The organism is Streptomyces sp. NPDC048504, from assembly GCF_043200035.1.
Taxonomy (GTDB): Bacteria; Actinomycetota; Actinomycetes; order Streptomycetales; family Streptomycetaceae; genus Streptomyces.
Window position 1 is genome coordinate 773,782 of the sequence record NZ_JBICXA010000001.1, and the last position, 14,749, is coordinate 788,530.

The window sequence follows — 14,749 nt, forward strand, 5'->3', positions numbered from 1 at the left end:
AGATGCCGTCAGAGTGCGGTTCCTGAGGTGAAGCTGCACCGTTTACCTCCGGAGACCGTGCAGACCCAAGGATGACGGAGCGGTCAGGCGGCGCGCACCGTTCAGGGGACGGCTTGCCGGTGTCAGTGTTGATCCGTGCCGGCGGTAGGGCCGACAGCAGAGGCACGGTTGCAATGAAGTCTTCAGCCTGGTTCTTATGGAGTTATGCCCGCGCCCCTTCGCAGAATCGAGCCGAGCCGCCTGGCGGCCCGGCGCGAAGAGCTGGGGCTGACACGAGCGGAGCTGGCGGCTCGCGCGGGGGTGTCGGAGAGAATGATCTTCTTCTACGAGGAGGGCAGGCACTCGCCTACTCCGGCCCGGTTGGACCAGCTGGCCAAAGCGCTGGGGTGCGACTCTGGAGCGCTCACCGGAGCTCAGCGCGGTGCGGAAACGCTGATCGATCTTCGATATGCCGCTGGACTGCCCCTCGACCGAGTCGCCGAGCTGCTGCGAGCATCATCCGCCGGACGTGAGCTGTGCGTGTCCGCAGCCAAGGTGGCGGCTCTGGAGAGCGGTCGCGAGGTGCGTGGCCGGAGGTGGAAGGACGCCCAGACGACCGGCAGGTTGCTCGCTCCTCTCGCGAAGGTCTACGGCGTGCCCGTGCGTATGGTCCTGGACGCCTGGATGCGCACGCGTGCAGGTGAGCCGGCGCCGCAGATCCTGGGCAAGCGGCAACAGGACCCCTCGCAAGCCGCACTGAAGACCTGGGAGTTGTTGAACGAACGGCAGCGCATCTACCTGGGCGAAATCATGCGGGATGACCGCATGACGGAGACCGAGATGTGGATGCGTCGGGTGCAGCGTCTGCCAGTGCCCCGAGCGGCCGAGTGGCGCAAGTTGCCGTTGACCCTCAAGGCCGCACCGTCGCTGGTGGGCTATACCCGCCTGCAGGAACGCCTTCGGCTTGGCGGAGTGCACGATCCTGGCGCTGGTCAGACCGTGCATGCACTTGAGCGGCGGGGGCTGCTGATCATCACGGAGGACGCCGTCGAGCATCCCGGCGTTGGTTATGTGGACCGGGTGCTGGTGGAGATTACCCGCCGGGGTCGGGCGGCTGCCCGCGCCGGGCTGGGCGAGCCTCGTGAACCCGACCACGCGGTGCATCTGCTGTCGGAGTGGCTATGGGGCGTATTGGCACGGGTTGCGGCGGCGGAGCCGACCGGGTTGGAGGATGACCGGTTGGCGGGCCGGTCCCTCTTCTTCATCGGCGTGGGCTACAAGGGGAAAGCAGGCGGTCAGCCGAGCCGGGGCTTCGTCGAATCCGTTCCGGTGATGGCGGCCGGGGGCACGCACGTTGCCGAGTACCGATGGCGATTGACCAGGCTCGGTAAGCGGCATGTCACGGAGTATCTCGATGTCTATCGGGAGCTCTATCCGCAGGTCCCTACCACAGGGCTCGGCCCTTTTCCGGTCAACTCACTCTAGAAGCTGGCATTCCCTCCATCTCGGGGTGATTGTCAGTGGTGCGGTCTAGGCTGCGGATTTGTGACGAGCCCCGCGCACGACGATGCTCAGACACTTGACGAAGTCAGGGTCCGCTACCTGGTCACCCGGGCTGCCCTGCGGGCGGCGAAGGCCATGACGTCGCCCGGTTTGAAACCGGAGCAGCGTCTGGCGACCCTGATGGAGTGCCACGGCACGATGCTGGCGGCTCGCGGCCCAAGCAGCCCGCTGCCATTCGCTGCGTTCCGGAAGGCACTCAGAGGGGACCTGGCCGGGCTGCTGCCGGACGGCGTAAATGCTTTGGACCTGGGCGGGTTGCTGGTCGTCGACCGGGATGGGCAGGTGACCGAGGATGCCTTCGACCTCGATCTGGAGCAGCGGATTCTGCTGCATACCCTGCGGAAGCTCGACAAGGACGCCGGTGCGATCAGCGACCGGGAGCTCCAGTCGGAGATCGAGCAGGAGACGGCGTACGCGCTTCTACGAAAGCAGGGTACGCAGAACGCCTACGAGGCAGGCCGGTCCGACCTCATCCGGAATCCGGCCGGTCCGGTCGACCAACTGCGCAAGCTGAAATTGCCGATGGGAGTCGTCGACTTCTACGAGGAGATCCCCTACGGGTCCGTCCACCACGGCTGGTGGTTTCCCTGCCCGGTCTGCCGTTGGCCGATGCGCCTCACGCTCCGCAAGAACGCCGGCAACATCGTGGGGTCGGCTCGCTGTTGGCATGCCCCCCACGCGGACATGGGCGCCGCGTATCTGTTCCGTCCAACGTCGGACGAGGAAGCGCCGGAATTGCTGCCAGAACCGTCTCCGGCGCGCCCGAGCGGTAGGGAAGCGGTGCTGTATCCGGACACCAAGACCCTGCCCGAGGCGCTGCCCGCTGAGGGCCACAAGGCGCTCGCCCGCGGAATCTGGCGGTACACCACCGTGCCGGGGCTTCCGGAGCTGGCGCTGTACGACCGGTTGAAGGAGCGTGGGCTGAAGGTGGACCTGTGGCCGGGGCTGGACGCCTACGACCTCCTGGTGGAGGTCGGGCCGAAGCGACGCAAAAAGCTGTCGTTCAAGGTCGATGTCAAGGACTACACGTCGGTCACGACGCTCGCGAAGCTCATCCACGCACAAGAGGGCGACAAGGGCGGAGCCGAGTGGCTGGTCGTGCCGGACTATCGGGCCCGCCAGGTCCCGCTGCTCTCTGGGGTGTGCGAGAGGTACGGGATGAGGGCGGTCACCGCCTCCGAGTTCGGTGAACTGGCGTGCAAGGAGGCAGGGGTGAGCTGGACATGAGCGAGGCGTCGGTCAAGGAGACCGCGGTACTGGCGGCGCTGGCACTGGCCGCCCACTACTTTCCCGAAACGGTGGATGGGGACGAACGCGGCGCTGCCCCCTTTGGGCAGGCGGCGTTCCTGGTCTCCGGCAAGTACCAGGCGTGGGAACGTTGGGACAGCCTCACCCATGAGGAGAAGCGGCGGATTACGGCGGTGTACGCCATCGCCCCCGCCGAGATCTCAGGTCTCCGGGCCTTCTCGATCACAGCCCGGTCCATGCTTGCGCCCCTGCACGGAGACGACCCCGACGGCCCAGGGACGATGCTTCCCTTTGAGCTCGTCGGCGACAACCCGTTCACCGCCAGCGCCGCCTTCCCACGGGTGGGCGGCGACCTGCCGGGATACGTCGACCGCCTCACGGCCCGCTTCCGCCGGCCCAGTAACCGCTCCAAGCCACCGGACTTCGCCGGCCCGGGGACATGGGCCACGCAGGAGATGTTTGTGAACGGGGAGGGACAGATCCAGGGGCGGCTCACCATCCCCACCTACCCCCAGTTCACCGCCCCGCTCGGCCACGACCGGCTCCCGCACGTCTCCTCTGTCCCCTACCTGCCCGACGTCCGTATCCCCACGCCCGAACTCCTTGGCCTGGCCCGGCATATCGACCTGCGCTACACGCCGGAGAAGCGCTACCTGCACCAGACCCTGCAACAGCTCTTCGAGGTGCTGCAGACCACCGACAGCCTGTCCCCCCGCGAGGCGCTGACACTGACCGCCGGTCGGACAGAGATCTTCAACGCCCCGACCGGCACCGGCAAGAGTGTCCTGGTCCGGGTCATGGCCGCATGGTTCGCAGCGAACCAGCTACGCGTCGCCATCGTGCTGCCCGACATCAAGGCGTGCCTGGCAGCGACCTGGAACGTGCGCGGGGACCTCGACCACCTGCACAAAACGGGGGTCATCGAACACGAGGCAGGCTGCGCCCACCTGATGTCCTCGTCCGGGATGCACGACCGCGCCCTCAAGCACGCCTCCCTCATCAACGAAGACCCCGACCTCCCCGGTGAATGGGGTGAGCGAGGCGAGCGAGATCTTGACCAACTGGCCTACGGATGCGCCCAGAAGACCTTCCTGGAGGCCACCGGCGACTACCCACCCGGGCGCGAGCCGTGCCTGAACCTGCGCCGTCAGGGGGTGGGCTCCGCGGCCTGCCCCTGGATCCCGACGTGCGGGAAGTTCGCCCCCGTCTACGACGCCTGCGCCGCGAACGTCGTCATCATGAACCACTACGCCTTCATGCAGGGCAACCTGCGCATCGGCGTGAACCTGGACGGCCGGGCCGTCCGGAGCATGACGGCGGCCGAATTCGCGCTCCGGACCTGCCACGCCGTGCTCGTCGACGAAGTGGACCAGTTCCAGTCCCGGGCCATCGACAACTGCGCCGGCGAGGTGGTCCTGCACTCGCGGCGGCACTGGTCCGCAGCGCCGCAGGAGATGGACACCGACGCGAAGCGGCTGCACATCGACGACGAGCACAACCTGCTGCCCGCAGTCAGCCACGTGCGGCTGATGGCGGAATTCCTCCTCCTGAGCATCTGCAAGAACGCCCTCAGCCTGCACGCCACGGAGGACGAGCGAGCCCAGGCCCGCATTCCGGACCAGACCAGTACCCGCTGGCACCTGGCCCGTGGGCGGGACCGTGCACTGATCCGCCTGCTCTGGCCCGAGACGGAGATCGCGGAAGAGGCGGACATTCCGCCGGACTTCTTCCAGCGGCTCAACGCCCTCATGCCGGCCCGATATCGGGGCCTCGATCCGCTCGCCTCCCAACCGAGTCTGCTCGAACCCGACTGGGACGACGTGCGCCGGGCCCTCGGCGCCCTCGTGGCGCCACGAGGCGAGCACCTGCTCGACATGGTGAAGCTGGAGCTGCACACGCTTCTCGAGGATTCCATCAAGGACGTTCAACGGCGCGCCAAGGCCATCAACCTCCTGGTGACACGCACGGCCATGATCGAGCTGGATGAAGCTCTCTCCGAACTGCAGGACAAGGCCCAGGACTACCGCTCCTCCGGCCTGCGGTCGGCGCAGAAGATCGTGGAACTCCTGCGGGCCACGGCAGTCTCCTCGGTGATTCCGCTGGGCATGCTCGGCCGTTCCATCACCGGCTACCGCATCACCGGGCTCGACGACAAGGAGAAGAACGCCAGCCTCGTCGCCCAGACCATCACCGGTGACCCGCACACCTACGCCGCCGAACTCGGCGGTGTCGTCTCGCTCCTCCTGGCCGCTGTGGAACGTCCGGTGATGGGCTTGTCGGCCACCGCCTACTTCCCCCAGGCCGTGCGCGAACACGTCCACGCCCCCGTCCGGTGGTGGATGACCGATGCGCAGGCCAAGTCCATTCGGGCCAGGAAGCACCGTATCGAGTACGGAGAGGGCCACCCCCTGTTCGGGGAGCCCATCAAAGTGTCAGGCACCCACCCCAGCCGCAAGAAGGACGCCCTGATCGAACTGGGCAGCAACCTGTACGACCAGAAGATCCACCGCGAACTCGAACGAACGGCGGCCCAGGACCCCGACCGCGCCCATGTGCTCGTAGTGGCCAACTCCTACCAGCAGTGCGCCTGGCTGGCGCGCGGCATCGCGCAAGCCGGCCACTACAGCGGCGGATTGTGCGTCGCGGTGCGGGCGGAGGACCGCCACCGCGCCGACCCCGACCTGCCCAAGGAGAACGTCGCAGTACGCCTCACCGCCGAGGAGTTCGAGGACTTCCCCAAGCACGGCAAGATCCTGGTCGTGCCCCTGTCACTGATTGCCAGGGGGCTCAACATCGTCGTCGGCATCCGCTCCGCGGTCCGCTCCGTCTACCTCTGCGTACGCCCCCTGGCACTCCTCAGCGAGCCCGCCGAGATGTACGCCAGCATCAACGCCGCCGGTCTGCGGGCCCTGCCGACCGGCGGTAGCTCGAACCCGTCACAGGCGCTTGCCGTCGGTCGTGACGCCGCCTGGGAACGCCTGTCCCTTCTCCTACGGACGGCCCCACAGTTCACGGCCATGCACAAGTCCCTCCAGGAGGAGGTCGTCGCGGGCATGATCGTCGATCTCATCCAGCTGGCCGGCCGGGCTCGCCGCGGAGGCACCGAAGCGGTTCTTCACATGGTCGACTACGCCTTCCACGAGGACACCTGGAACGCCGACCTGGAAACAGTCCTGCGCCGCATCCACTCCCAGTGGACGCCCCAGGTGCGTCAACGGATGAACGAACTGTACGGAGAGGCGCTCAACGCGTTCCTGTCCTACGCCGGCATCGAACCCCACGAGCCCGGCTTCCCGGGCGCCTGAAGAGAAGAGGACGCGTGACCCAGCAGGACCGCGAGCCCGGGATGTACCTGAACACCCTCGCCTACCGCTGCACACCCAAGCTCGTCGGCGACGCCTCGGTGTACGTGCGGCACTTCGACAGCGAGACCGAGAAACTATGGAGCGACTTCAGCAGGCAATGCGCACGCCGCTACGGCGACGACGCGGCGCAGGCCCCGTACTCCATCGCCACCACCGTGCTCAGCACCCTGAGCGGCGGCTACGTCTACTTCGACCCCGACTTCCGCGGGCCGTTCCTCGCCTCGCGCGAACCGCTCGACAGCGAGCTGCTCCGTCAGGTGTTCACCCTCACCCATGCACTGGCGCTCGGCGAGAAGATCGACACCATCGATCTCACCCTGGCTCCTGAGCTCGCCAAACGGATCGCCGCGTCACCAGAACACCGGTACGCGCTCGCCGACCACCTCAAGCCGGCCGACGGCACGCAGCCCAACGCCCCCGGATGGGTCTACCGGACCGTCGCCTGGGACCTCTCCCGCCGCATGGCCGCCAAGCCGTGGGCGATCTCCGACGGCAGGGAGATCGCACTGCGCCCCGACACCACCGGCGGTCTGGTTGCCCTGGAAGAGCCCTGGCAGAACGAGCAGGGCGGTCGGTACGCCCTCTCCCGCACCGCGCTGCGGCTCAAGACCCTTCCGAACATCGCCAGTCCCGTGCTCCTGGTGTCGTCCAGGGTGACCCGCATCTCCTCCTCGCTGATCTTCTCGAAGACGGCCCTGGCTGTGCAGCCCGGCCCTGGGCGCCCGCTCCTTGAAGTGTCGCTCAACGGCCGCGGCGCCGCCCGCACCGTGAACCGGCTCGCCTTGGAGGCGCTCGGGCGCCTGGAGATGGACTACTCGATCCTGAGGACCATCGACCAGCGATCCCGCAGGGAACAGGAGCTCCTCAAGGCGGCCCGTGAGGAGAAGAAGCCGGCGGCATTCCCCCGCGAACACCCCGGCCAGGTGTGGCCAGTCCTCCCCAAGAGCTATTCCTTCCCCATCGGCACCGGCACCGGGATGCAGCACCTGCGCCTTCTCTACGGCCACATCGCCGAGGCATTCGGCGACGTGGCCGTGCCTCTGACGATGCGGGAGGCGCCCATGACGCTTCCCCACCGGCCGACCGACCCCGAGCGCGTCACCAAGAAGGAGCTCGAACGCCGCAAGGAGGAACGAGAGAAGAGCGAAAGCAAGGAGCCGCTCCGGGCGCGAGGCAGTGCCGTCCCCACACCGGAGTCCATCTTCTCCGCCGTCGAAGCTGCTGGCTTCAAGAAGCTGCGCATCGCCTGCCTGTGGTACCGCGACGAAACCCGGCTACGGATGCTCGACACCCTCTGCAAGACCTATGGCATCGACCCCACGGGGCTCGACCCGCACGACGGCCAGGAGTTCAGCCTCCACGGCGATCAGATCACCGCGGTGCTCCACCTGGCCACCGACTTCCTCAAGCCCGGTGGACCGGACGGCAGGCGAGAAGCCCTGGCACAGACCGGCGCTTCGTTGGCCTCCAGGGACGGGATTCTTGTCGGCGCCTGGTGCGAGACCGAGAAGCCCGAGGCCGTTGACGAACAGAACGGCACGGACGCCGACAGCCGCGACGGCAAGCTCCTGACGCGATCCCTCCTTGCCGGCCTCGGTGTTCCCACCCAGTACATCCTGGGCAAGAACGACAAGGGCATCGTCATGCCGAAGGCGAAGGACCACCCGGCCGAAATGGCCCTCCTCGACCTCTACCGCTCGCTCGGGGTCATCGACGACCGCATCGCCAACGCGCTGGAACCCGAAACCTCCGACTACCCCGTCCACCGTGTCGCCCAAGTCGGCATCCATGTACGCCAGCAGAACCGGCGGAAGGGGGAGAACGGGCCCCCCAAGGTGGTGATCACCGCATCAGTACTCATCCCGCCAGCCCAGACCAGTGGGACATGGAGCATGCTCGGATGGAGCTCCACCCGACCCCAGTGGCAGCCCTACCGCAGCGCCCAGCCCGCCTTCCACGCCACGGCCTACCCCCAGGAGAACGGGGACAAGAAGACTCACCGGCAGCGCTGGGACGATGCGGCTGAGGCGGTTGAGTTGGCCCTCGGAGACCTCGCCGAGGAGCTGGACGGCGTCCCCTACACCGTCACCGTGGACGGGCTGGCCTGCCGCCGCATGTGGGAGGGGCTGCAGAACATGAACCAGGGAGCCTCCCCGACTCCGCGCTTCAGCCGCTACTGGCTCCCGGGCAGCTCCCTGAGCAGCGACGAGAGGCCGCGCGCCGTGATCCGCATCAACATCGCGGACGAGGAGGTCCCGCCGCCTGTCAGCACCACGCGTGTGCTGAAGGGACAGGCTGGCGTCACGACAGACGGCGAAACAACCCGGATGCTGTATCAGGTCGAGGTGGACTTCGGCGCACCCGTCTGGATCTTGTGCAACGTGCCGCGCGCGTACGACGGCGACGGCGCTGGCCGACTTGGCTCGAAGTACACCCGATGGGACGCCAAACGGTCCGTCCACTCGGAGAAGAAGGAGGAGCGCCGCAAGGGCGAGATGCCCCAGAACTGGTACTCCATGACCGCGACTGAGATCTACCCGCTGGCCTGCGCCGAAGGCGTCTCGGCGGAAGCCCTTGCCGTGGCCACCGCAAAGCTCTGCCACCAGACCCTCTTCTGGTCCGACCGGGCCCGCTTCCCCGTGCCCTTGCACGCCGCCAGGCAGATGGACCTCGACCACCCGCAGTACCGGCGCACCGCTCCGCCCGAGGAGAAGCCCGCCGCCGAGCCGGGTTCTGACGGCGAGGCATCCGAGCAGTAGCGGCCTGGGAACAGCGGTCCGCGGAGGCGCCGCTGTTTGTCTACCAGCCCGCCCTAATGGGTTGTCGCCTTCACCAGGCCGCCCGTGCGATAGGCGTGTACGAACGGGGCCCATGCTTCGGTGTGGAAGACGATCATCCGGCGATGCGGATCTTTCGAATCGCGGACGACGGCTTTACCCAGCGGGGGGGGGTGAGGAATTCCATGCAGTTGTTGTTGTGGCCGCTGTAGCTGCTCTTGATCCATATACGGCCCGGGACGGTGTCCATCAGCGCTGCACGTCCTTGTCATGCCCGGTCCCGGGCGCGTCGTCGTCTTCGGAGTTCGGCCCGAAGGCGTCCTGGTGGGCTTGTCGGCAGGCGCGTGTGTCGGGGTGTTCGTCGCCCAGGATACGGATGCACGCCTCAAGGTTCAGTACGGCCAGAGGGCGTGCGGCAGCCAGGTCGCCGGCGCCGGTGAGGATCCGGATCAGCTCGGTACGCATGGCCAGGGTGTGCGGGTGCTCGGGGCCGAGGATTTCCTCGCGGGTGGTGAGAACAGTGCGAGCCGCGGTTTCGGCCTCCGCCCAGCGTTCCTGGCCGAGCAGGATGCTGGCGAGCAGATCCCGGACGACCAGCGTGCGCGGGTGTGTGGATCCGAGGGAGTTTTCCCGTTCGGTGAGAGTCGCGAAGGCGAGGGCCTCGGCTTCGCCGAGATGTCCCAACTGGTAAAGAGCCCAGGCCAGGGTGTGTCGTGCCGCGAGCGTGTACGGACTAACAGGACCGTGGGCTGCCTCACTCGTGGCGAGGTTGGTGCGGGCGAGGGCTTCGGCCTCCTCCCAGCGCTGCTGCTCGCCGATGGCCTCGGCCAGGCAGGCGGTGCTCATGATCGTGTTGGGGTCGGCTGGCCCGAGCACCCGGCTGCGGCCCTCGACCGCGCGGCGCAGGTAGAGCTCGTCCTCCGCCCACTCGCCCAGCCCGTACAGAGCGAGGCCGAGGGCGTGGGCGCTGTCGAGCGTCTGGACGTGGTCGGGGCCGAGTTGTCCCTCGCGGTCGCGCAGGATCTTTCGGTGCAGTGCGACGGACTCCGCGAAGCGCCCCAAGTCGGCCAGTGAACAGGCGAGTTCGTATTGGTCGGTGAGCAATTCGGCCCCCGTGGCAGTGGACGCGGATGGGGATACGCGCACGGCAGCCTCCGCCAGGACGTGTGCGGTGGAGTAGTCACCGCGTTCGCGGTTCTGGTCGCGAAGGTACCGGACAAGGCCGAGTGCCTGCGGGACGGCGGCAGAGTGGGCCGCAGTGGTGCGGTGCAGCAGGCTCAGTGTGTGGGGCGTGAACAGGCGCAGGGTCTGGGCGTCGACGTACGCGCCCTCTCCTTCGCCGTGCTGCAGCAGGTCGTCCAGGAGCTGGGCTGCGGCGGCGAGGATGGTTTCTCGCTGGTCGAGCGGGATGCGCGCCGCCACGGTGTCCAGGAGGAGGGCGTGCGCCTGGACGGACTGTACTGAGGGCCGGCCGACGTCTCCCGGGACGTCGAGGACCGACACCATGGACTGTGACATCAGGCCGCGCAGCGCGGTGTCCGCCTTCTGCGCGGGGAACGGCGGCTCGGCGCCAGCCAGACCAGTGAGGCGCAGGCGCCGGGAGTGGAGCAGCCCGAGGGGCAGGGGATCGGGCGCGAAGCACGACAGCAGCCACATCAGCGTGGTGGCCTCGGGGACGCCGCGGTCGGCCAGGGCGGTCAGCGAGATCTGCCACGTGGAGCTGATCAGCCGGCGCAGATCACGCTCGTCGGGGTCGGCGGCCTCGTCCAGGGTGCCCCCCGGGTCCTCACGCAGGCGCTGGAGGAACTCGTCCACGGTGACGGTGTCCAGGAGCCGTCGGTCCAGGTACTTGCCGGCGAGGGTGAGCGCGAGGGGATGGCAGCCGAGGCCGTGCGCGAGTTTCTCCAGTGCGGCCTGGTCGTAGCCGGTGACGTTGAGGTCGCGCAGGACGCGTACGGCGTCGTCCAGGCCGAGGGCGTCGAGGCGGCGCCGGTCAGCGTCCTGCCACAGGGAGGTGCCGCCGTGCCGTGTGGTGACGAGTACGGTGCCGCGCCGGGCGGAGCGCAGCCAGATGCCGTCGCTGAACACGGCCGGGTCGTCGGCGTTGTCGAGGACGAGCAGCCATGGTTCGGGGGAGGCTCCGAGGTGCTGCCAGACGAGGTCGGCGGCGGGGCGGCGTCCATCGCGGGCCGCCTCCACCTGGTCGGGGTCGGCGCCGCGGTCCAGAGCGACGGCCAGCATGCCGGCGCGGAAGGCGACCTCGGTGGCCGCGTTCACCCACAGACCCACCACGCCGTGCGTGGCCACGGCCTCGTCGAACATTGTCTGGGCGAGCGCTGTCTTCCCGCTGCCCGCGGTGCCGTGCAGGACGAACTCGTGGGGCGAGTCGTCCGGGTGGCCGATGGCGTGCAGCAGGTCGCGTCGTACGTCATCACGATCTCTGACGGGAGAAGGCGATCGCGCGGCGAGCGGTACGCGGACTGAGTCTGGTCCCGACCGCTCGGACGCCGTGCGGCCGGGCTTGCCGCCGTGGTGGGCGACGTAGTGGCCGATCTCCACGATGTACTGGTCCCGGGCAGCACTGACCCAGCGGGCGTGATCCTGCACTGAGACTTCGGCGGCGGCCGGATCCGGCGTCGATGGTTTGGGCACTCCCACCGAGTTACCGCCGCGCCGTCTTGTCCGGCGCCCGGCCCGAGGGCCGTGCACGGCCGTCGCCCATCTCGTTGTCAGTGGTTATGGTCGACGAACTCACCTCGCTGCAGGGCCTGGACGAAGGACACCCATGAATGATCCAGAAAGTCGATCACTGGGCCTCGGGGTGCCTTCGAGTCGCGAATCGGAGCCCTTTTCGGCGGGGGGGGGTGAGTATTTCCACGCACCCGTTGTCAGCACCGCTGTAGCTGCTCTTGCGCCACACACGTATTCGCTCGGTCACGACTCGCCGTCCTCCTGGTCAACTTCCCCGCGGTGGATCAGCGTTCCCCCAGCGGCTTCGAGCGTGGCTTCGAATTCGGCACGACAGGACAGCGTATCCGGATGATCGTCTCCCAGCACCCGCACGCAGACCTCCAGTGTGCGGGTGGCCAACTCCCTTGCCTCGGGGGCGCGTTCGGCGCCGCGGAGAATCCGGGACAACACGATCTCGATGGAGAGGGTGTGCGGATGTTCCGGGCCGAGAACCCGCTGACGGACAGTGCGCACCGCCTGCGCTGCGTCCAGGGCCTCCGGCCACTGACCGAGGCGGGAGAGGACATCCGCCAGCCGTTGTCGCGCGGCGAGTGTCCGCGGGTGGTCCACGCCCAGCACCCGCTCGCTGCCCTCCAACGTGGCACGCGTATGGATCGCGGCCTCCTCCCGCTCCCCGACACCGGCGAGCACCCAGGCCAGAGCGAGCCGGCTCAGGAGGGTGTGGGGGTGGTCGTCGCCGAGGGCCTGCTCGCTCACCGTGAGGTTCTCGTCCGCGAGTTGACGGGCTTCGGCCCAGCGCTGCTGCTGCCCGATCGCCTCGGCCAGTCGGCCTCGGCTGTCGATCGTGTCCGGATGCGTGATGCCCAAGACGCGGGCGCGCCCGTCGGCAGCCCGGCGCATGTATTGCTCGTCCTCTGCCCAATGGCCGAGGCCGTACAGGGAGATGCCCAAGGCGTGGGCGCTGTCGAGCGTGTCTGGGTGATCCGTGCCGAGGAGAGCCTCTCGGGCCTCCAACGTGGCCCGGTGCACCGCGGTCGCCTCGTCGAAATGCCCGAGGGCGGCCAGCGCCCGACCGCGCTCGTGCTGGTCGGTTGTCGCGTCCGCGGATTCCTGGCCGCGGGTGACGCGGGCCGCGTCGTCAGCAAGCGCACGCGTCGTGGAGTAGTCGCCACGGACGTACGACTGATCACGCAGATCGCGGACGATGGACAGCGCCGCCTCGGTGGCCGCCTCGGTGTGACGCGCGGCGGCGTGCGCGAGCAGGGCTGCGGCATGGGGAGTGAACAGGCGCAGGGTGTGCGTGTCGACGTAATGGCCCGAGTCCGTCGAAAGGAGCCGCCGCAGGAGGCCGGCGGCGGATTCCAGCAGCAGAGCCCGCTGGTCGACCGGTATGCGTGCCGCGACCGTTTCCAGGAGGATCGGGTGCGCCTGAACGCTGCGCACGGCGGCACGTTCGGCCCCGGCTGACGCGTCGAGGACCGAGACCAGGGAGTGGGTTGTAAGCCGTTCGAGCGCGAGGTTCGCACGTTCGCCGGTGAGCGGTGGAACGGCGTGCGCCAGCCCCGTGCCGTCGAGACCGGTCGGCGCGAGCACCCCGACCGGCAGCGGCGCTGCGGCAAAGCACGACAGCAGCCTGAGTAGTGTCGTCGCCTCGGGTACACCCTGCTCGGTCAGAGCGTCCAAGGAGATCTGCCACGTACCGGTGATCAGTCGGCGTAGTTCCTGTTCCCCAGGCGCCGCTCCGTGATCGAGCAGCGACGGGTCGGCATCAAGACGCTTAAGGTACTCATCCACTGAGACCGGCTCCAGGAGTTGACGGCCGAGGTAGGCGCCGGCGAGCGACAGCGCGAGCGGGTGACAACCGAGCCGCCGCGCCAGCAGCTCCAGCTTCGCGAGGTCCTCCGTGCTGACCGAGAGGTCACGCAGCACGTCGACGGCGTAAGAGACGTCCAGAACATCGAGTGGGTGCTTGGCGGCCCCACGCCACTCGGCGGCGTTTCGGAGCCGACTCGTGATCAGTACGATGCCGCGACTGCTCGACCGCAGCCAAGCGCCGTGTCGGAACACGGAAGCATCGTCCGCGTTGTCGAGGATCAGCAACCAGGGCTCGGGCGAGCGGTCCAGGTAGTGCCAGACGAAGTCCGCGTCTGGCCGGCGGCCTTCCCGCGCCGCATCGACCTCCTGCTGCGCGGCCCCGCGGTCGTGGGCCACGGCCAGCATCCCGGAACGGAAGGACGAGTGGTCGGAGGCGTTGACCCACAATCCCACGACTCCGCAGCCGGTCAGCGCCTCGTCGAACACTGTCTGGGCCAGTGCCGTCTTGCCGCTTCCCGCCATCCCGTGCACGACGTGCAGACCGTTCGCCGCGGTCGCCGGATCGCGGATTTCCTCCAGGAGCGTGCCTCGTACGTCGAGACGGTCACGCAGCGGGGAACTCAGTGGAGCGACCAGGGGAGTGCGGACCGACTCGGGGCTCGCCCATCCCAACCCGGCTCCTGGGGCGGGCGGTTCGGACTGCTGGACGGCGTATTCCACGATGATCTGGTTGCCGGCGGCCTGGTACACGCGACTGCGCCCGTCGGCGACAGCCCGCAGCACATGGTCCCCTTGCGGAACGTCCGGACGTCCCCTCATCGCTCGACGATGTGCTGGTCGCGACCGGCCTGATAGACCCGCGCGTTCCCGGAGGCCTGTGCATGCATCCGCACCGAGGGAACAGAAGGCTGGTCGACCTCCGGCAGGGACGCACGTGCCTCCGCCAGAACTTCCTCAAGCTCCCGGGCGACGGACGGGTCGGCGGCCAGCAAACGCCTCAACCTGCGACGCCAGTCCCGCTCCAGGTCTTCAGCACCCGCCGAGTCGCCCTCGCGCCGCGAGGCAAGGATCTCCTCGCGGGTTTCCTCCAGCGCCGTGTCGATCTCGTCGGCCTGCACGGGGCGCACACGACGCCACAGCGCCACCACACCGTCGCGTGTCCGCTGCCACGCATCCGTGGCCATCAGCGCAACGACGGTGGTTCCGGCGGTCTGTGCCAGCGTTTCCGGATCCATGGCCGCTTCCCCCGTACCTCTTGACACGTGACGACGATGATAGGCACCAGCTTGCTGACCGAGAAGATGATCTGGC

The 14,749-nt window shown here is 68.3% G+C and carries 10 protein-coding genes; 4 read left to right on the forward strand and 6 right to left on the reverse strand.

The window, feature by feature from the left end; genetic code table 11:
• The first annotated feature begins 204 nt into the window (after positions 1 to 204).
• The 4 genes from ACGFY9_RS03630 to ACGFY9_RS03645 are packed head-to-tail and all read left to right on the forward strand — an operon-like array spanning position 205 to position 8,914.
• The gene (locus ACGFY9_RS03630; protein WP_393751528.1) at positions 205 to 1,464 is read left to right on the forward strand and encodes a helix-turn-helix domain-containing protein; all 1,260 of its coding nucleotides are present in this window, start codon (positions 205 to 207) and stop codon (positions 1,462 to 1,464) included.
• 60 nt (positions 1,465 to 1,524) lie between these two features.
• Positions 1,525 to 2,769: a hypothetical protein gene (locus ACGFY9_RS03635; protein ID WP_393751530.1), complete on the forward strand. Its 1,245-nt coding sequence runs from the start codon at positions 1,525 to 1,527 to the stop codon at positions 2,767 to 2,769.
• The gene (locus ACGFY9_RS03640; RefSeq protein WP_393751532.1) at positions 2,766 to 6,095 is read left to right on the forward strand and encodes a hypothetical protein; all 3,330 of its coding nucleotides are present in this window, start codon (positions 2,766 to 2,768) and stop codon (positions 6,093 to 6,095) included. The genes ACGFY9_RS03635 and ACGFY9_RS03640 overlap by 4 nt, the downstream gene beginning before the upstream one ends.
• A gap of 14 nt (positions 6,096 to 6,109) precedes the next feature.
• Entirely contained in the window at positions 6,110 to 8,914 is a 2,805-nt protein-coding gene (locus tag ACGFY9_RS03645; RefSeq protein WP_393751534.1) for an RNaseH domain-containing protein, read from the forward strand.
• Between the two features lie 53 nt (positions 8,915 to 8,967).
• Here the strand turns inward: ACGFY9_RS03645 and ACGFY9_RS03650 are convergent, their stop codons facing one another.
• From ACGFY9_RS03650 to ACGFY9_RS03675, 6 genes are all read right to left on the reverse strand, one after another.
• Complete coding sequence (locus ACGFY9_RS03650; RefSeq protein ID WP_393751536.1) at positions 8,968 to 9,204, reverse strand: DUF397 domain-containing protein; 237 nt, start codon at positions 9,202 to 9,204, stop codon at positions 8,968 to 8,970.
• Positions 9,182 to 11,539, reverse strand: coding sequence for a tetratricopeptide repeat protein (locus ACGFY9_RS03655; RefSeq protein ID WP_393751538.1), 2,358 nt, complete (start codon positions 11,537 to 11,539; stop codon positions 9,182 to 9,184). The genes ACGFY9_RS03650 and ACGFY9_RS03655 overlap by 23 nt, the downstream gene beginning before the upstream one ends.
• Positions 11,540 to 11,661: 122 nt before the next feature.
• The gene (locus ACGFY9_RS03660; RefSeq protein ID WP_393751786.1) at positions 11,662 to 11,742 is read right to left on the reverse strand and encodes a hypothetical protein; all 81 of its coding nucleotides are present in this window, start codon (positions 11,740 to 11,742) and stop codon (positions 11,662 to 11,664) included.
• A complete protein-coding gene (locus tag ACGFY9_RS03665) occupies positions 11,739 to 11,870 on the reverse strand; it encodes a DUF397 domain-containing protein (RefSeq protein ID WP_393751540.1) in 132 nt (43 codons plus the stop codon). Before ACGFY9_RS03665 ends, ACGFY9_RS03660 begins: the two co-directional genes overlap by 4 nt.
• The gene (locus tag ACGFY9_RS03670) at positions 11,867 to 14,257 is read right to left on the reverse strand and encodes a tetratricopeptide repeat protein (RefSeq protein ID WP_393751542.1); all 2,391 of its coding nucleotides are present in this window, start codon (positions 14,255 to 14,257) and stop codon (positions 11,867 to 11,869) included. The genes ACGFY9_RS03665 and ACGFY9_RS03670 overlap by 4 nt, the downstream gene beginning before the upstream one ends.
• Positions 14,254 to 14,673: a hypothetical protein gene (locus ACGFY9_RS03675; protein WP_393751544.1), complete on the reverse strand. Its 420-nt coding sequence runs from the start codon at positions 14,671 to 14,673 to the stop codon at positions 14,254 to 14,256. Before ACGFY9_RS03675 ends, ACGFY9_RS03670 begins: the two co-directional genes overlap by 4 nt.
• Positions 14,674 to 14,749 lie beyond the last annotated feature (76 nt).